Here is an 18,525-nt window from a genome sequence, read left to right on the forward strand (position 1 = left end):
TGGGTCCCGCCGGGTGGCAGAGGGGGGCAGGCGGACGTGCATGGACGCTCGCCCGGCGTGCGGTCGAAAGCACTACGCTCTGGATGCCTTGTGCAGTCCAGGCGGCAGCGAGGAGGGTGGCGCGTGCATCCAGGTGTCTCCATCGGGGTCGATGACTTCCGGAGCTGGGGGCTGGAGACTCCTGGCCCTGGGCTGTTGTTGGAAGTGCCCGCGACGGGGCCCTGGCGAGCGCGACCTGCTCTGCACCTGGAAGCGGCTTCGGACTACCGGCTCCGCTTGATGAGCGGGGGACAGCCGCTGCTCTGGGCCCGCATCGACACGTGGTGGGACCGAGCCGTCTTCCTTCGTGGGAAGACGCACGCGCCTTGGAGCCTTCCTCCGCTGACCGCGCCCGACGTCCGCGCCGTGACGCAGGCCCCGGGTTCCGAGGGTTGGTGGGAAGCCTGGGGATGGCGGCTGGCGCGCACGCTCGTGGAGGCGCCTTCGCCGGTGCTCCACGCGGGACGCTGGTGTCTGAGCCCCGTGCGCGCCATCTCCGCCGACAAGGCGGAGCGCCACCCCGTCTCGCCCATGGAGTGGAGGTTCGGTCAGCCGCTACAGCCGCCGCACTCCCTGGACGCCGTGCCGCGCTTCAGCGGGGCCTGGAACGAGGACTGGTGGGAGACGCTGCCGGCGCAGCGACCGGGGACCGTGCTCTCGCTCCGTGCGCCGTCGGCCAGCGATGACGGCCGGGTGAAGAGCTGGCGCAAGCGCGCGAAGGACGGGACGTTGCCGCCCACGCTCCTGCTCTACGTGGACATCCTGGCGAAGTGGCTGGTGCTGGACGGACACGACCGGGTGCACGCGGCGCTGCTGGAGGGCGTGGAGCCCCCTCTGCTGGGGTTGTGGCCGTTCATCCCCGCAGCGCGCCCGGAGAGCTCCGTCCGGGAGGAGGGCGCCCTGTTCAGCGCGGACTTCCAGCTGCGCGCCGGAGCGACGCCGGCGGTCGTCGAGCGCGTCAACCGCATGCTGCTGCTCAACTTCACGCGGTCCGCCCAGGGAGCTGTCTCACGCGCCTGGCCGCTCCGGGGTGGAGTGGATGCATGGCGCGCGGAGGTGCTGGCGTGGCGCCGCTGGAGCCAGGAGCTGCCCCTCGCCGCGGAGGACTGGGACTGGTTCGCATCTCCTCGGTGAGATGAATCGGGGGCTTCACCTGCCGTACGTGGCGTGTGTGCTCGCCTGGGACGACGGCTTCGCGCAAGCTGCCGGCCATGATTCAGGACTTCGAGCGCGCGACGACCGAACGGCTGCTGCTCCGCGCGGTGAGCGCCAATGACCTGGAGGCGGTGTTCGCGCTCCACTCGGACCCGGCGACGAACCGGTTCAGCCGCGCCGGATACATGCGCACGCTGGACGACGCGCGGAAGACCTTGGGGCTGTGGCTGGAAGACTGGGCGCGCGAGGGCGTCGGCTATTGGCTGGTGGAGCGGCTGGATGCGCCCGGCGTCGTCGTCGGACTCGGCGGTGTGCGCCACAAGGAGCTCGAGGGGCAGCGGGTGCTGAACCTCGCCTACCGCTTCGCTCCCCAGACCTGGGGCTCCGGCTATGCGACCGAGGTCTCCCGCTTCGCCCTGGCGCTGGCCGCGAAGCACCTCCCGGACGTCCCCCTGGTGGCCATCATCCACCCGGAGAACACGGCGTCCCTGCGCGTGGCGGAGCGGCTTGGGATGCGGCTCGACCGCACCATCGACTACGACGGCTGCCCGAGCCGCTTGTTCGTGACGGGCTGAGCCCCCGTCCCCTCAATGCGGTTCGAATGAAGCACAGACGCGCACGCCAATCCTGACATCCCTCGCGGTCGCGTCACCGGGGGAGAGGTCGGCGCTGGCCGCGACGAAGGAGTCGTAATACCAGGAGCCTCCCCTCAGGACGACGCTGCCGAACTCCGGCGTCACCGAGCGCGTGAGCTCATAGGCATTGCCTGCCATGTCCTCCAGCCCGAAGGGGCTCACCGACGCGGGGTGCTCTCCCACCGCGTCGGGGCCGAAGGCCCGGGGCCGCCGGTCATACGTCGCGTCGATGTTGGCGTCGTCGGACTGGAGTGAGTCACCATGCGGGTAGCGCCGCCCATCCGCGCCCCGGGCCGCGTACTCCCATTCATGCTGGCCGCAGAGCCGCGCCCCCGGCAGCCGCTTCGTCCGGTGGAGCCAGTAGAGATAGCCCTCCAGGTCCTGGGCGGAGACGCCGGACAGGGGCAGCCGCTTCCAGTCGACGCTGCCTCGCCGTGTCCGCTCCGCGTAGACCAGCGGCTCCTCTTCCTTCGCCGCGCGGAACTCCTCCCGGGTCCGGTAGAAGGTGAAGACCCAGCCCGTGCCCGGGTGCCACCGCAAGGTGATGGCCCCACCGTCGCCAAAATGCGGCTGCTCGAGGATCCGCCGCGCGGGCGCGCTGGGCGGCAGGTCCTCCAGGTAGGTCAGCCAGTCACCGAAGGTCACCTCGGTCCGGCCAATCAGATACCCCTCCGCGAGGCAATAGCGGTGCATGGGCGGGCTGAAGGAGAACCTGCGCACCGCCTCCGGTTCGGCGCTGCCCAAGAGGAAGCACCCCGGCGGGATGTAGACCGCGCCCTCGGGCACCTGCGTGGGCAGCGTGAGGCGCAGGGCTTCGCGGGCTCCATGCATCAGGGACACAGGCAGCGTCACCGGCACGCGCCCCGGCTGCGTGACATGGAGCAGGTAGGAGCCCTCCGGGAGGACCAGCCGAGGGCCTCGCGCCGTGACGGGCTCGCGGTGCAGCGGCCCTTCGCCTGGGATGTATCGCTCGACGGCCACCTGCGCGCCCGGAGGCGTGCTCGTGAACTCCACCTCCGCCGGTGCCCGCAGCCGCTCCAGCAACTCCCCGCCTTGCTTGGAGGCGTCCACCTCCTGCTCCAACCGGCGCAGCCACTCGTCGCGCTCGCGGCGCTGGTGGAAGGCCTCCGCGAGCTGGACCCGCTCGGCCAGGACCTCCGCGATGAGCTGCCGCGTGGCGAGGTGGTGGCGGTCGCGATCGAGCCCCCGCTCCAGGCTCCGGCTGGCACGCGTGAGGGCCGCCTCCGCCTGATCCCTCAGGGCCAGCGTCTCGGTCCAGCGCTTCTCCGCGGCGCTTCTGAGGCCCGCGGGCCCCGTGGCGGTCTCGGGGCCCAGGGAGGAGGGCGCCTTGCCGTCGAACATCGCCAGGGACTCCTCGCGGCTCGCGAGGGCCCGGCTCGCGAGGCCGCGTCCCGAAGCAAGCGCCTCTCGCGCCGTGTCGAGCTCCGCGGCGATGAAGCCCGCGTCCTCCAGGTACGCCTGGAGCCGGAGGCCCCCATGGGTCGCGAGGACGGCGAGCGCGAGGAAGAACACGGTGAGGCCCCGCCGCCAGCGGGCTCTCCTCACGGCGCGGTGGGACGCGCGCAGGAACGCCTGGTCCCGGCCCCCCAGCGTGGAGGCGTCGAGCAGCCGCACCTCATCCAGCTGACGCTGCCCCCACAGGGCCTCATGGGTGCGGTGCAGGCGCTCCCACTCGGTGCTGGCCGCTTCCACGCGCTTGCGCAGCACGCGGTGCCCGATGTCGTCATCCAGCCAGTCGCGCAGCGTGCCCCAGCTCTCGATCAGCGACTCGTGGGCGATCTCCCACCGCGGCAGCCCGTTCGCGGTGCGCGTGTGCAAGAGCCGGCCCTCGACGAGCATGCGCAGGGCCGCGCGTGAGGACTCGTCACCCGCGTCGGTCAGGTCCTCGATTCCGCGCTCGATGCGCGTGCCTTCCGCCGTCACCAGCTGGAGCAACAAGCGCCGGGCCGCCGCGTGCTCCGCGGGCCTCATGCGCGCGAGCACCCCATCGGCGTGCCGGGACAGCGCTCCCGCCACCCCTCCCATGGCGTCGAGCGCGGCGCGCGTGATGCGGCCCCGGGCCGGGTCCCTGCGCTCCCACAGCTCGGCGAGCGCGAACTGGAGCAGCGGGAGGCTGCCCACGCCTTGCGCGGTGGACGCGACGAGCGCCTGGACCAGCTCCGGGGACTCGAAGGCCACGCCCCGGGCGCGGGCCGGCCCGACGATGGCTTCGCGCACCCCTTCGGACGACAGCGGCCTGAGCACGTAGAGCGCCCGTTCGGCCTCGTCGCCCAGGCCTGGAAGCGCGCACAGGCGCGTGAGGAAGTCCCCCCGCACCGCCAGCAGCACGTGCACACCGGCCGACGGCAGCGCCAGCTCCGCCATCAGCCGCGCGAAGTGCGCCGCCTGTCCGGGGTCGGAGAGCGTCAGCAACTCCTCGAGCTGATCCACGAAGAGCAGCAGGCCCCGCCCCCGGGCATGCGTCTCCCGCAGCGCGCGCCCGAGCGAGGCCGGAGTCTCCGTGAGGACGGTGGCGACCTCGGCCTCCCCTCGGCCCAGCACCGGCGCGAGCGCGGCGGCCAGCGCCTCGAGCGGACGGTGTCCGGGCCACAGCGTGACGATGCGCGACCCCTGTCCGTCGTCCAACGCTCCCGCCGCCACCCGGGGCAGCACGCCCGCGCGGCACAGCGAGGACTTGCCCGTCCCCGACTCCCCGGCGACGAGGACGAGCGTGCGCGTGCGAAGGCGCTCCAGCACGGCGCGGATGTCGCCCTCGCGTCCGAAGAAGAGCGCCCGGTGCTCCGCCGCGAAGGGCGCGAGGCCCCGGTAGGGATTGCCGGCCGCCATGGGCACGGGCGCGAGGGCCCGCTCCAGCTGCTCCAGCGCCTCGCCCAGCGCCTCCACCGACCCGAAGCGCTCGAGCGGATCCACCGCGAGGCAGCGCAGGATGAGCGCGGCGAAGTCCGGATCCACGTCCGGGCCCGGCGCGGCGCGGGGCGGCGTCTCCCCGGGAAGGCGAGAGGCGCGCAGCGGCACCTGCCCCGTGCACAGCTCGTGGAGGACGAGGCCCAGGGCGTACAGGTCGCTGCGCGCGGTCGCTGGACCTCCCGCCAGGACCTCCGGCGCCAGATAGGGCAGGGTGCCCACGAGCTGCGGTGAGCCCGACGCCTGCTCCCCGCTCACGTCGAAGCGCTCGGCCAGACCGAAGTCGAGCAGCTTCACCTCCCCCTCGGGGGTGACGAGCGCGTTGGAGGGTTTGAGGTCCCGGTGGAGGACGCCCTGGCGGTGCGCCGCCGCGAGCCCCCGCGCCAGTCCCACGCCCAGCGACAGGACCCGGCGCCAGGGCACGGGCAGCGGCAGCTCCGCGAGCGTCTCCCCGACGACGTACTCGGAGACGATGTACGGATGGCCGTCCACCTCTCCGACGCTGAACACGCTGACGATGTTGGCGTGCTGCGTCCGCGCGAGCGCCCGGGCCTCGGTCGTGAAGAGCTCGCGGAACCGGGCATCAGGCTGGCCCGGGGCCATGAACTTCACCGCCACGCGCCGGTCCAGCGAGGTGTCGTGCGCGAGGTAGACGATGCCCATCCCGCCCCGGCCAATCAGCCGCTCGAGCCGGAACGCGTCGAAGGACTCCGGCGGCGTCCAGCTCCCCGCCGCCTCGGGGGCGCTGTCAGCGGGCCCGGGCCCCGAGTCCTCCACCTCCGAGCGCTGGATGCCGGGCGTCAGCGTGGCGATGAGGGTGCGGCACGCGGTGCACCCGGCGGCATGTCGGTGCACCCGCGCCAGCGCGTCATCCGGCAGCAGGTTTTCAAGAAGCTCGACCAGGACCTCGTCGGTCAGGCAACTGGAAGGGGGCGCGCTCACGGAGTCGGGGCCCTCACGCTAGCCATGCGGCGGCCATGCTTCAATGGCACGGTCCACGGGCCGGGCGCGCGTTGGGGGCCAGCCCGGGTGCGTGGTATGGCCCTTCGCATGGCTCAGGTGCCCGCCGGACTGGCCGCGAACCTCCTCGCGCACACGAAGACGCGCTTCGTGCCTCCCTCGCCGGAGGACCTCGCGGCGCTCGATGCCCTGCTCCTGCGCGCCTGGGAGGACGCGCGCGCGCGCTGGCCGGGCGTCGAACTCCCCGCCACCCGATTCGTGAGCCACCTGGCCGAGCACCTGCCCGCGGCGAGCCCCACGAGCCCCGTCGCGCCGCTCGTCGAGGGCCTGTCGCTCCAGGAGCTGTACCTGGCGTGCGCGTGCCTCCTGGGCCTTGCCTCCGCGCACGAGGCGTTCGAGCGGCACTACCTGTCCCGGCTGCCGGAGCGGCTGCGCAGCCTCAAGCAATCCGACGCGGTGATTGACGAGGTCCGCCAGCGCGTGCGCGTGAAGCTCCTCGTCGCCGCCGCGGGCACCACGCCCAGCATCGGCGACTACACGGGGCGCGGCGGGCTGATGAGCTGGGTGGTCGTCATCGCGGGGCGCATCGCGAACAAGCTGCGCGCCCAGGAGAAGCCCGCGCCGGATGACGACGCGGAGGAGCTCTTCAAGGTCTTGCCGGGGCAGGGCCTGGACCCGGAGCTGGACGTGATGAAGCGCCGCCACCACGCGGCCTTCCTCCAGGCCGTGCGCGAGGCCGCCGCCACGCTCTCGGACGAGGACCGCCATCTGCTCCGCCTCCACTTCGCGGACCGGCTCTCGACGTATGAGATGGCCCCGCTCTTCCGCGTCAACCAGTCCACCATCTCCCGCTGGTTGAAGCGGGCGCAGCAGCAGGTCCACGACGAGACGCGCCGGCGCCTGCAGGAGCAGCTGGGCCTCACCACCGAAGGCTTCCAGAGCTTCCTCGCCTTCGTGGACAGCCAGCTGGACCTGACCCTCAGCCAGCTCTTGGGGGAGAAGCGCGAGCCGCCTCCGCCGGAGGGCTGACGCTACGGCTCCCGGGCTGGCGGCGCGGCGGGCTTCGGCGGCCCGTAGGACAGGTTGCGCAGCAGCTCGGCCCCGGACTTCACGCCCACGCGGCGCACGGTGCAGCGCTCCACCGCTTCCGGAGCGTCGCCGGGGTCGGCCTGGAAGCGGTCGGGGCACTCCTGGAGCAGCGTCTCCAACGCGCGGCCGTCGCGCGTGCGGGCCAGACAGGTCGCCCCGTCCGGGGCCCACGCCGCCTCGAAGGAGGCCTTCGACGGGTCCCATTCCCGGGTCGCCTCCGTCGCCTGCTCGAGCACGCCGAGCCGGTCATAGATGTCGATGGTGGTGTCCTGGTGCGTGTGGCTGCGGCCGTTGCCGCAATAGTCCGCGCGCGCCAGCCGGGTGCACGCCTGGTGGAGCCCGGCCAGCGACTGCCCGTTGCGCGAGGCCCAGGGCGCGTAACCCCAGACGATGCACTTGGTGATGGCGCCGTTCTCACAGGCGAAGGTGATCTGGTCCGCCGCGTCGACGTGCGCGCCGCTGGAATCCCAGACGCCGCCGACCGCGAGGGCCCGGGGCGCGGGCACCCGGTCCAGCGCGACGCAGGGGTTCTCCCACTCCCGCGCCACCGCGTTCCACGCCTCGATGCGGTAGAAGACCCGCCCCGGCTCTTCGGGAGCGGGCTCGGCGCCGCAGATGGCCACCTCCACGGGCTTGCCGTCGCTGGCGGTGCCCTGGAGCACGGTGCCGACGACGTCGCTCGCCGTCGCCCCGGCCTCGGGTGGAGGAACCGCCCACAGGCGCCCTCCATCGAAGCGCAGGGCCTTCACTCCGGCCTCCGCCTGTCGTGGGGACGCCAGCGCCACGGAGACGAGCACGCTGGTGCGCTCGTCGGTCGGCTTGTCGGGGTCCCAGGAGCGCTTGGTGCCCCACAGCATGGTGCCCTGGGGCCTCGCGATGCGGTGGGCTGTCTGGGATTGGCACCGCCGCGCGTAGCGCTCCACGTCTGACTCCACGCTCGCGGCCCGGATGGGCGCGGGCTTCGAGGAAACAGGCGGCGCGGCCCCCACCGTCGCGGGCAGCAGCAGCAGGAACCAGACAGGCAGGACGCTGGGGGACATGTTCACGCTTCCGGAGAGCCCACGGGCCGGAAAACGATGCATGAAATCCCAGCCCGCGCCCAACGGACAGCGACGCCGCGTGCCCTGGGGGCTGGACCTCCCCCAGGGTACGCGCCTGGCTCACAAACCGTCGGGGTAGCACCAACCGGTGGTGCGGTCGTAGCCGCCGCCGGAGAGCGGGTACCCGATGTAGCCCAGCTCCTCGCCCGCGCCGCACTCGGAGCGGGCGCGCGCATAGCGCAGGCAGGTGCCGTGGCCCGTACGGCCCAGGTCGACGCAGGCGCCACGCGCGCCCTCGACGCCGCAGAACTCGGCGAAGCCCAGGGTGCACGTCTCACCGATGAGGGCGGGGTCGAAGGCGAAGCCGATGGGCTCCAGCACGGACTGCTCGATGCACAGGCCGTAGACGCCGCAGACGGTGCCGCTGGGGCAGCCGGGGACCGCCGCCATCGGGTCGCACGTCTTCAGGCACTGCCGGTCGTCCGTGAACAGGTCCGAGCACGCGTAGCCCTGCGCGCAGTCCGTCGTCGCCAGCCCCGGGGTCGTCGTCGGCGGCGTGGAGGTGCACGCCGCGCCCTGGACCTTGGTGCCCTGCGACTTCTCCAGCGTGCCGTCATCCGCCAGGTAGTTCGCGGCCACGCAGGTGTGACCCGGCAGGTTCGCCGTCAGCGAGCCCTGGCGGGGATCGCAGCCGTCCGTCCGCACCGTGTTCCAGGTGGCGAAGCGGATCCACTTGCACTCCCCACCGGGCACCACGGCGCTGCCCCAGTAGGGCGCGTAGTACGGCGGCGCGTACGCGGCCTCGCGCAGCGTCACGTTGTAGATCGCGCCCACCGTCTCCTGCGGCGACACCTTGAGCGCCAGGAGCAGCGAGCCGGAGTCCGCGACGAACAGCTTCTCGCTCGAGGCCCCCTCGTCCTGATAGCCGAAGACGCATTGCTCGCAGTTGAAGAGGTTGCCGCCGCCCGTGGCCAGATTGTGCAGGCCCGGCGCCGTGTTCACGTCCAGCCGGATGTTCGCCGTGTCCACCACCGCCGGGTCCCCGAACGAGCCAAAGGCACCCTGATAGGTCGGCTGGGCCCCGTACATCACCGGCGTCAGCTGGATGCCATTGGACAGGGCGCCCATCGTGATCTCGGTACACCCGGTGGGTGGGGAGAGTTTCTGCGTCTGCTGCTCCAGGACCTGCAGCTCCTCCTGCCCGGGCGCCGCCTCTTGCGGCTCCACGGCACAGCCCGTCAACGCCATCAGCACCACGGCGCTCCAGCGCCACGCATGGATCGACATGTCATCCTCTCAAGTTGTAGGACAGGGCTGTTTGGGCAACAGCCAATCCGGAATTCCGGATGGGCATTGATTACGCGAAAGTTTCCATGAAACTCAATCCAAATCGACGCTGTGTCGCGGATGGGATTGGGTGTCATTTCCGGGACGGTTTGCCATGGAAAAGTCTCGGGATGTGAGTCTTGGGTCGGCAGGGCCCGGTCTGCCGACCCGCCGCATCCTTGGCGGACTGTCAGGCCTCGTTGATACTGTGCAAGGCCAGATGTCTTTCAATCCCAGCCGCGGAGTTGGACGCGCACCCGCCGCAGCAGGCGCTCCCATTCCTGACGTTTGAGGGTCGCCATCACGCGGCCGCCCACGATGGAGAGGCCGGTGAGGGTCATCACCAGGAAGCCGACGCGGTGGTCCCTCAAGCCTGCGTCCAGCAGGTTGGCGATGACATCCAGGATGAGGAAGAGCGTCCCCAGCGCCAGATAGGCGCGGATCCGCAGGGCCATTCCCACCGCGACCCCCAACAGACACACGGCGCCGAAGACGAGCGCGTAGGTCCCATCCGCTGACGCGCCCAGCCGGGTCGCCAGCTTCGCCGCCGCGGGGACGTACAGCAGCAGGCCGCCGAGGATGCGCACCGTGTTGCGGGCCGCGTGCGGCAGGCTCGACGTGAACAACTGTCCCAGCATCAGGAGCAGCAGGCCGAGCGGCGCCAGGTACACCTCCAGGCCCTCCAGGCCGAAGGTGAGCGCGGCGATGAGCAGCGCCAGGTTGCAGGCCGCCGCCGCGAACGCGCCGAACATCCGGCTGCGCTCCACCGCGCCGAGCGCCGCGTACAACAGGCCCGAGCCTCCCGCGAGCAGGGCGGCCTCGCCCGTCGCGTCGCCTGGGAGGAGCCACGCCATCGCGATGGGCAGGAGCGCCGCGAAGCGCCGGGTCGCGCGCTCCACGGGCTGCACGCCCGCCCTGCGCGCCAGCACCGTCACGCCCACCAGCGCGAAGCCCAGGGACAGGGCGAAGAGCGCGTCATGCTCGGGGCGCAGGCCCTGGGCGTACAGGCCGCGCACCAGCGCGTAGATGCCCACCACCGAGACCTGCACGAAGTACACGTGTCGTCCCGTGTGCTCGCGCCACGCGGCGTGCAGGGACACGCCGACCGCGAGCCCGATGGCCGCGAGTGCCAGGGGCAGCGCCTCCTCCGTCGCGCGGCCTCCCAGGGCGACAGCCGCGAGCAGCACGCCGGTCGCCACCAGCCACACGTCGCGCCCCCAGCCCATCCCGCCCGCGACATCGCTCCGTCGCCGCGACGTCGAACGGCGGGCGATGTGGAGGGCCAGCGCGCTCCCTGCCGCGACCAGGGCCAGCGCGGCGCCGGACAGGGTGAAGAGGTCCCGGTACGCCGTGGGGCTCGGGCTGGTCACGAGCGACGCCATGCGCGCGGAGACGACCGCGCCTCCCGCCGCCATCGTGGCGATTCCGGCGATGAACCCGGAGAGCGCTCCCTTCCACTGGAACGCCGCGACGAGGAGCGTCGCGGCGACGAGCGCGAGCGTCATGGGGAACGCGAAGGACACCATCCACGTCCCATCCAGGCCCTGCGCCATGCGCCACACGAGGACGGGGACCGCCATCGTCGAGGAGGTGTCCCCGGTCACGGCCAGCGCGTACACGGTCGCCGCCAGGAAGCAGGGCAGCGCGGCCAACTGGGAGCGCAGCCGGGTCCTGCCTGGGTCGGCTCCTCGCCGCCGGGCGATCCAGGGCGCGAGGCTCACCACCGCGAGCCCCATCAGCGCGAGTGTGGGGCCCGGCCACGCCGCGAGGCTCGGCACCAGGTGCGCCTGCGCATGGACGAGCAGCAGCAGTCCGACGCCCAGGACGCCGCGCCCCGGGCCGCGCGCGCCTCCGAGGAACAGCGCCGCTCCCGTGGCGAGGACGAGCCCCGCGGCGTGGAGTCCAGGCTGCAAGAGCGCCGCGGCCACCACCAGCGTCACCGCCGTGAGGGCCGCCCGGTGCAGGGCTCGGAGGAAGGGGGCGTGGAGGTCGTCGGTGCCCAGTCCGAGGATGCGGCGGAAGAAGGCCCGCCACGAGCCCATGCGAGCCACCGCGCCCGCGCTCGCGGCATAGACGAGCCCTGCGGCGGCGATGCCCGCGAAGGCCCGCTGCCACACGAGGAAGCGCGTGCTCCCCGGTGGGAGCCACGCCTCTGGATGGAGCCATTCCAGCGAAGGGCCCAGGAGCTGGACCGCCGTGGCGCGAGCCCATTGTCCGTCGGGCGGCAGCAGCGCCACCAGCGAAGCGCCGAAGGGCGACTGCTGCGCGGCCCAGAGCGCGGCACCGGGAAGCCCCAGCAGGAGGCCCGCGTGAGCCAGGGCACGTGAGCGGAACGAGGCCGCGAGCAGCAGCACCAGCAGCGCGGGGCCCAGCGCCAGCAGCGGCGGCACCACGCCCAGCGCACGCGAGGGATCCGGAAGGCCGACCTGGATGGCGGAGCGCAGGAGGACCCCGGCGAGCGCGGCCACGCCCAGGTGGGGCACCGCGTGGTAGAGCGGCCCGTGCCGGGGGTTCTCCAGGAGCCGGCCGACCCACGGCCCCGCGCGCCGCGTCGCCAGTGCCACGGCCCAGAGCGCGATGCCGATGAGGGGCAGTCGCCACGCGCTGACGTCGGGCGGAAGGGGGCGGCCCGCGCGGTTGATGATCGCGGTGAGCGCGATGAAGCCTCCACCCACGGCGAGCGTCCCCACCGCCCCCCGCAGGCGGAACGCCACGAAGCCGCGCGACACGAACGCCAGCAGCGCGCCCGCCGTGAGCAGTCCCCCGGCGAGGAGGAACGCCGGCCGCTCGGTGGCGACGGGCATGGGGATCCACTGGAGCAGCACGAGGGTCGCGAAGCTGGCCTGGACGAGCGCCGCGCCCGCGAAGCCATCCGCGAAGAGCGGCCGGCCCCTTGCGCCAAACGGCAGAGGCAGGATGCCCAACAACCGCCGGCCCTTCGCCTTGGGCGCGTCCTCGGAGGGGGAGCCACGCGCCATCACGAGGACCGCGAAGGCCAACCCCAGGGCGGCGGCCACGAGGGCGGCCCTCGCCGAGGTGAAGTCGGAGACCGTGCCCGTGACCTGCGCCACCGTGACCATGAGTCCAGAGGCCGCGAGGAAACTCACGAGCCGGCTTCCGTCGCTCCTCACGCGGAGCAGCAACACCGCCGTGAGCAGCGCGGTGGGCGCGCAGGCGAGCACCGCGGCATGGGGCCCCGCGAACGGCAGGAGCATGTCTGGCAACGCGGGCAGGACGCCCAGGGCCCGCACCACCCCGAGCGCGGCGATGACCAGCGACAGGTCCTTCAAGGGCTGGAACGAGTCGGTGCCGCCGTGCCACGCGGACTGCATGCGGCCACCGAGGCCATAGAGCGCCGCGGCGAGCGCGAGGACGGCGAGGCTCGCCGCGCTGGAGGCGAGCGACGGTGTCCCCGCGACGGCCGCGAGCGCGCCGAAGAGCAGGGCGCCGCCGCCCAGGGTGTGGAGGCCCCTCCACCGCCATCCCCCCGCGAGGTGGGCCGAGATCGCGATGAGCCCTCCCGCGAGCGCCCTGGGCCAGGGGCTGCCCACGCCCCAGCGCCAGTCCAGCGCGGTGAAGGCGGGCATCGCCGCGAGCGAGACCACGACGCCCCACGCGAGCAGCCGCATGCGCGGGCCGCTGGCGGACGTCACTCGCGCCAGCAGCATCAGCCCGGCCGCCACCGCCGCGACGCCGAAGCACGCCCACGCCGGCTCATCGGGAGCCAGCGTCCGCGCGAGCAGCGCCCCGGAGAGCAGCGACGCCAGGACGCCCGGGTGCACGAGGGCCCGGCGACGGGGCTCCAGGATGAAGAAGACGAGCGCGGCCATCACGGGCGCGCAGACGGAAGTGACGTCCACCGAGCGGTCATCGCCCGGGACACCTGAGAGCGCGCCGAGTGCCCCCGCGAGCGCGCCACTGGCGACCACCGCGTGCGCCAGCGTCTCGAACACGGGACCCGCGCGTGGAAAGGCGGCGCGAACGGCGGAGGAGGACGCGGCCCCGGCCACCACCGCGCCCAGCGCCACCGCCCAGAGGGTGAGGCCCGCGAACAGGGGGCTGCCCGGCTCCAGCGCGTCGAACCCCGAAGGCCCGCTCGCCACGCAGAAGACCGCGAGCCAGAGTGCGCCATAGAGCGCGGCGCCCATGTTCACCAGGGTCGCCATTCCAGGCGCCACCGCCCGCGCTCGCCACTCCGTGGCCGCCAGCGCGAACACGCCCGCGAACGCGCACAGCACGCGAAGCCAGGGCGCGTCGTCGCCGCGCATCAACAGGAGCCCCGCCAGGAGCGAGGGAAACAGCGCCACCGCGAGGGACACGGCGTTCGTCCCATGCAACAGCCGCCCCGCGGCCCTCAACGGAAGCAGCGCGACCGCGGCGACCCCGAGCGCGACGGGGACGCCCACCCGAGGTGTCAGCCCCACCAGCGCGGACAGCGCGACGAACACCACGGGCAGCAACGCGAGCCCGATGCTCGCGAGGATGCGCCCGGCCGACAGCGAGCGCCGCGCCAGGAACGTCCCCAGTCCGATGAAGGCCGCGTGGTAGCCCAGCAGCGCGCCCGAGACGATCAACTGCCGGGGCACGCCTCCGAGCGCCCGCCACGCCTCGCGGACCCCCATGAGCGAGCCGCCCAACACCAGCACCGCGCCGAGGAACCACCAGATGTATTCATTGACGCGGGGCGCGCTGTCGCCTTCATCCAGGGCGATCACCGCCTCCAGGCCGCTGCCGCCCAGCGAGTCCAGGTGCCCCCGCGCGAACATCGCCTGCCCCGACCCCAGCGCGGAGCCCAGGTCCTCCTCACTGGAGGAGTCCTCGTCATCCTCCGAGGTCGCTCTCGAAGCGGTCCGCTGGGCCTCCTGGTCAGCACGGGAGGCGTCGCGGTCGTCGAGGGCCTTCCGCGCCGCCGCTCGCCGCCGCGCCTCCTGTTCACGCTCCAGCCGCGCGGTTTCGTCCAGCGAGCGCGCGAGCGTGCCAAGCCACCCCAGCCGCCACCCGCCCGTGCGACGCAGCGACGTGGCGACGCCATCCGCCCAGGCCTCCACGCGCGCCGCCGGGTCGACCGGGGAGTCCTCCACGGCTGGCACGGCAGGGGGCGCGAGCGGTTCAGGCTCGGCGACGGCGCGCTCCGGGATGTCGAGGAGGGACGCCTCCAGGCGGTTCGCGGTCGCGGGGTCCAGCAGCCCGTCGAAGTGCCAGCGCTCGACCTGTCGGAGCATCAAGGCCCGCACGAAGTCATCCAGGTGCTGGCCAGCGGCGGGCACGAGGGTGGCACCGCACACCGGGCACACGGGGCCCGGGTCGGCGGCGCGGAACTCGGTACAGGCGGGACAGAGCATGGACGCCACCATAGGGGCTCGCGGCCCGCTCCGGGATGCCGCCCCTGGTGACACTGTCACTTCGGCCGACGCGAGGAGGGCCTACTCCTTTGGCTTCGCGTTGCGCTGCCGCAACTCCTTGCACGGGTCGTCTTCTGGCAACGCGGGGGTGAACCACACGTAGTCGTAGGGCAGGGAAGAGGCACAGGCGAGGGCCGCGTAGTCCTGAGGCGTCAGGGCTTCAGGTGACACCTCCAGCAGCGCGACGCTCAGCACCGTGACGTCCTTCGCGCGGCGCTCCAGGTGGGCGGGGACGGCCCGGTCCTCGCGGACGTGCCCATTGCCGGTGATGAGCACCGCGCCGTCGGCGGGCACGGTCTCCAGCAGCCGGTCGGCCATCATCGCGTCGCGCGCTCGCTGCGCCAGCGCCATGGGCTCCAGCATCCGTGCAGGGAGCTGGCCACAGTGGGAGCGGTCCAACTCCTCACGGACGGCCTTCGCCTCCGCTTCCGGAACGGGGGCATCCAACTCCAGGCGGGCGCGCAGGTCGGCGGGGAGTGCCTCCGGTCCCTTCATCACCAGCTCGCGCACCTGCGCGCGGGGGAGGTTGGCGGCGATGATGGGCAGGTGGGCCTGGAGCCCCGCGCTGAACACGGGCTGGTAGAGGCTGAACGCGGGCCAGCCTCCGTGGTCCCAGTCCACCGCCTTCGCCAGACCCGCCACGTCCTCCGGATGTTCCCTCAGCGCCGCGTCCACGGCGGGCTGCTGCGTGACGTCCAGCATCTCGAAGGCGAGGGCCGGGTGCTGTCCCGCGTCCGTCTTCGCGCGCACCAGCTCCGCCTGGAGCCGGTGGTGGTCCGGCTGGTCATGCCGCTCCCCCAGGAGCACGAACCGTGCGGGGACCACCGCCGCGCGCAGGGCGCTCTCGTCCACGAAGCGGCCTCCCGCCACGTCCCAGATGCGCCCGACCAGCGGGTGGTCCTGGTACAGCGTCGCGGTCCAGGTCCTCACCCCGGAGGGAGCGGGGGCCTGTCTGCCGGCACAACCCGTGGACAGCGCGAGGGCGAGGAGGAGGGGAGGGGCACGCGTCATGGCCCCATCTCACCCGGCCCGCGCCCGGATTGCCCGCCCGAAAGCGGCGGGGCTCGTGCTCCCGAACAGACGGAGCGAGGCCCGCGTCTGGCGATGAACGCCCGACGGGGTGAGTCCAACCCGCGCGGGCGGCGTGCCGGAACGACAAGGTCCGCGCTCCCGGTGGGGGAGGCGGACCTTCCGGTCAGGCGCGGACTGTCGGACGGTGGGGACTACTTGGAGTCCACCACGAGCACCATCCACCGGTCGGTGGCGTGGTCGATGCGTACGTTGGCCGCACCCGCCTCCTGGAGCTGCAGCACCACGCGCTCCAGGAACTGGAGCTGCTCCTGCGACGCGTCCACGAAGACGTTGCGCGAGCCCGGGCCCTTGGCCTTCGGCTTCTTCGCGGGCGCCGCGCCCGTGTGCGGCTCCGGCGTCGCCGCCGCCTTGAGCAGGGCCCCCACGTCCTCGGACATCACCTCGGAGCGCTCGTCCTGGGCCTCCACCTCCGGCTCCTCCTTGACGGCGACCGGCGCGTGAGCGCCAGAGGCCAGCTCCTTCTTCGCCTGCTCGCGCAGTTCGTTGAACGTGCGCAGGTTGATGGTCGCGTTGAAGCGGTCCTTGAAGCTGTCCAGGGCGTCCTGGCGGCTCAGGTCGGGCTGGTTGCGGAAGAGGTCGAGCAGGAACGCGTGGCGCTCCTGCGACTGCTCCTGGGAAGTCCTGGGCATGGGTGTCTGGCTCCGGCGGTGTGGCCGCTCAAATAGAGGCGGCGCACCCTATACCCGAGCCCACCCCCGGAGAGAAAGCCGGGGGCCTCGCCTCACGCACGTCCGCGCGAGCCCGGACGCGGCGTGCGGCCTCCGCGCGGTCCCGACGGCCGAGGCTGCACCGGCCGGGGCCACGCGTTGGTCGCCAGCCCCTCCTCGGCGTCGCCCCCCGCTGTCCGGCGCAGGCGCGCGGCCTCCGCGGCGGACTCCGGCGGCACCAGCGCGTTCGGCCCCCGGCCGATGAGGTCCTCGCGCCCGGCGAGCCGCAGCGCTTCACGCGCCAGCGGCCAGTGCTCCGGGTTCCAGTAGAGCAGCAGCGCCTTCTGCAGCCGCTTCTCGCGCAGGCCCTTCGCCGTGTACACGGGCTCCATCTTCAGCGGATCCAGCCCCGTGTAATACATGGCCGTGGCCACCGACATGGGCGTGGGGATGAAGTCCTGCACCTGCCGGGGCCGCTTGCCCTTCTCCTTCAGCCACTGGGCCAGCATCACCATGTCCTCCAGCGTGGAGCCGGGGTGGCCGCTGATGAAGTAGGCGATGTCGTACTGCTCCTTGCCCGCGTCCTCGCTGGCGCACGCGAACATGTTCTGGAAGCGCTCGAAGCTCTCGATGCCGGGCTTCTTCATCTTCTCCAGCACGCGCGGCGAGACATGCTCCGGCGCCACGGACAGCTGGCCGCCCACGTGGTGCGCCGCCAGCTCCTTCACGTACTCCGGCGAGCGCTCGGCCAGGTCATACCGCACGCCGCTCGCGATGAAGACGTGCTTGATGCCCGGCTCCTCGCGCACCTGGCGCATCAGCGAGATGAGCGGGCCGTGGTCCGTCTGGAGGTTCTCGCACACGCCCGGGTGGACGCACGACAGCTTGCGGCAGCGGCTCTCGATGTCCTCGCTCTTGCACTTGAGCTTGTACATGTTCGCCGTGGGGCCCCCCAGGTCCGTGATGGTCCCCCGGAAGTCCCCCATGCGCCGCACCTCGCGCACCTCGCGCAGCACGCTCTGCGCGGAGCGGCTCTGGATGACGCGCCCCTCGTGCTCCGTGATGGAGCAGAAGGTGCAGCCGCCAAAACACCCGCGCATCAAGACCACCGAGTGCTTCACCGTCTCGTAGGCCGGGATGCGCTCGGTGTACATCGGGTGCGGCACGCGGTTGAGCTTCAGGTCATACAGCTCGTCCATCGCCACCGTGGCCGTGTCGCCGGGCTTCTGTCCCGCGCCATCCTCCAGCGGCCGGGCGGGCGGGTTCATGTAGATGGCCCGGTTGCCGTGGCGCTGCGCGATGGCGCGCGCGTTGCCGGGGTTGGTCTCCAGTTGGAAGTCCCGGCTCATCACCGCGAAGGCGCGCGTGTCCGCCACCACCTCCTCGTAGGAGGGCAGCACCACCACCTTGTCGCGGTCCGCCGCGCGCTTCGCCGGGTCCGCCTCAATCGCCTTCATCGCCGCGTCGTTGATGAGGTGCGCGGTGCCCCGGATGTCCTTCAGGTCCTCGATGCGCTCGCCCCGGTTCAGCCGGTCGGCGATCTCCCAGATGGGCCGCTCGCCCATGCCGAACACCAGCAGGTCCGCCTTGGCGTCGAAGAGGATGGAGCGGCGCACCTTCTCGCTCCAGTAGTCGAAGTGCGCGATGCGGCGCAGGCTGGCCTCGATGCCTCCCAGCACGACCGGCGCCTCCGGGAAGGCCTCGCGGCAGCGCTGCGCGTAGACGATGGAGGCCCGGTCCGGCCGGCAGTTGGTGCGCCCGCCCGGGCTGTACTGGTCCTCCGAGCGGTTCTTCTTCTGGGCCGTCAGCCGGTTGAGCATCGAGTCCAGGTTGCCCGCGGCCACCCCGAAGAAGAGCCGGGGCTTGCCCAGCGCCTTGAAGGGCTCCGCCGAGTGCCAGTCCGGCTGGGGGATGATGCCCACCTTGAAGCCCCGTCCCTCCAGGAAGCGGGCGATGAGCACCGGGCCGAACGCCGGGTGGTCCACGTAGGCGTCGCCGCTCACGATGATGATGTCGCACTGCTCCCACCCCCGAGCCTGCATGTCGGCACGGGTCACGGGTAGGAACGGGTGGGCGTAGCGCGGAGTGACAGAGGCCATGGGTCCTCCCCTCAACAGCGGGGCGGGCCGAACCAACCCCATCAGGGCGGGCGCTGTCCACTGTGACGCCCATCCCCCCGCCCGCCCCCCTGGGCGGCGACCCTGCCTCCAGGTCC

At 72.7% G+C, this 18,525-nt stretch carries 10 protein-coding genes; 3 read left to right on the forward strand and 7 right to left on the reverse strand.

The window, feature by feature from the left end:
- The first annotated feature begins 123 nt into the window (after positions 1–123).
- Positions 124–1,173 (forward strand): hypothetical protein, encoded by a 1,050-nt coding sequence (locus tag FOF48_RS28580; RefSeq protein ID WP_143906691.1) that lies wholly within the window; start codon positions 124–126, stop codon positions 1,171–1,173.
- A gap of 77 nt (positions 1,174–1,250) precedes the next feature.
- Complete coding sequence (locus tag FOF48_RS28585) at positions 1,251–1,769, forward strand: GNAT family N-acetyltransferase (RefSeq protein ID WP_143906693.1); 519 nt, start codon at positions 1,251–1,253, stop codon at positions 1,767–1,769.
- Positions 1,770–1,781: 12 nt separating this feature from the next.
- On the opposite strand, the gene FOF48_RS28590 is transcribed toward FOF48_RS28585, so the two are convergent.
- A complete protein-coding gene (locus FOF48_RS28590; RefSeq protein ID WP_143906695.1) occupies positions 1,782–5,696 on the reverse strand; it encodes a bifunctional serine/threonine-protein kinase/formylglycine-generating enzyme family protein in 3,915 nt (1,304 codons plus the stop codon).
- A 108-nt stretch (positions 5,697–5,804) separates the two neighbouring features.
- Here FOF48_RS28590 and FOF48_RS28595 point away from each other — a divergent pair, with 108 nt between their 5' ends.
- Entirely contained in the window at positions 5,805–6,743 is a 939-nt protein-coding gene (locus FOF48_RS28595; RefSeq protein ID WP_143906697.1) for a sigma-70 family RNA polymerase sigma factor, read from the forward strand.
- A 2-nt stretch (positions 6,744–6,745) separates the two neighbouring features.
- Here the strand turns inward: FOF48_RS28595 and FOF48_RS28600 are convergent, their stop codons facing one another.
- From FOF48_RS28600 to FOF48_RS28625, 6 genes are all read right to left on the reverse strand, one after another.
- Positions 6,746–7,843, reverse strand: coding sequence for an ADYC domain-containing protein (locus tag FOF48_RS28600; protein WP_143906699.1), 1,098 nt, complete (start codon positions 7,841–7,843; stop codon positions 6,746–6,748).
- A 120-nt stretch (positions 7,844–7,963) separates the two neighbouring features.
- Positions 7,964–9,130, reverse strand: coding sequence for a hypothetical protein (locus tag FOF48_RS28605; protein WP_143906701.1), 1,167 nt, complete (start codon positions 9,128–9,130; stop codon positions 7,964–7,966).
- A 266-nt stretch (positions 9,131–9,396) separates the two neighbouring features.
- The gene (locus FOF48_RS28610) at positions 9,397–14,511 is read right to left on the reverse strand and encodes a hypothetical protein (RefSeq protein ID WP_255442778.1); all 5,115 of its coding nucleotides are present in this window, start codon (positions 14,509–14,511) and stop codon (positions 9,397–9,399) included.
- Between the two features lie 81 nt (positions 14,512–14,592).
- Positions 14,593–15,582 carry a ChaN family lipoprotein gene (locus FOF48_RS28615; protein WP_143906705.1) on the reverse strand — a complete coding sequence of 330 codons (990 nt, stop codon included), beginning with the start codon at positions 15,580–15,582 and terminating at the stop codon, positions 14,593–14,595.
- Between the two features lie 212 nt (positions 15,583–15,794).
- Positions 15,795–16,292 carry a hypothetical protein gene (locus FOF48_RS28620; protein WP_143906707.1) on the reverse strand — a complete coding sequence of 166 codons (498 nt, stop codon included), beginning with the start codon at positions 16,290–16,292 and terminating at the stop codon, positions 15,795–15,797.
- A gap of 92 nt (positions 16,293–16,384) precedes the next feature.
- Positions 16,385–18,409 carry a YgiQ family radical SAM protein gene (locus FOF48_RS28625; RefSeq protein WP_143906708.1) on the reverse strand — a complete coding sequence of 675 codons (2,025 nt, stop codon included), beginning with the start codon at positions 18,407–18,409 and terminating at the stop codon, positions 16,385–16,387.
- Between the last annotated feature and the right edge of the window lie 116 nt (positions 18,410–18,525).

Origin of the sequence: Corallococcus sp. Z5C101001, from assembly GCF_007352635.1 — a bacterium.
Classification (GTDB): Bacteria; Myxococcota; Myxococcia; order Myxococcales; family Myxococcaceae; genus Corallococcus; species Corallococcus silvisoli.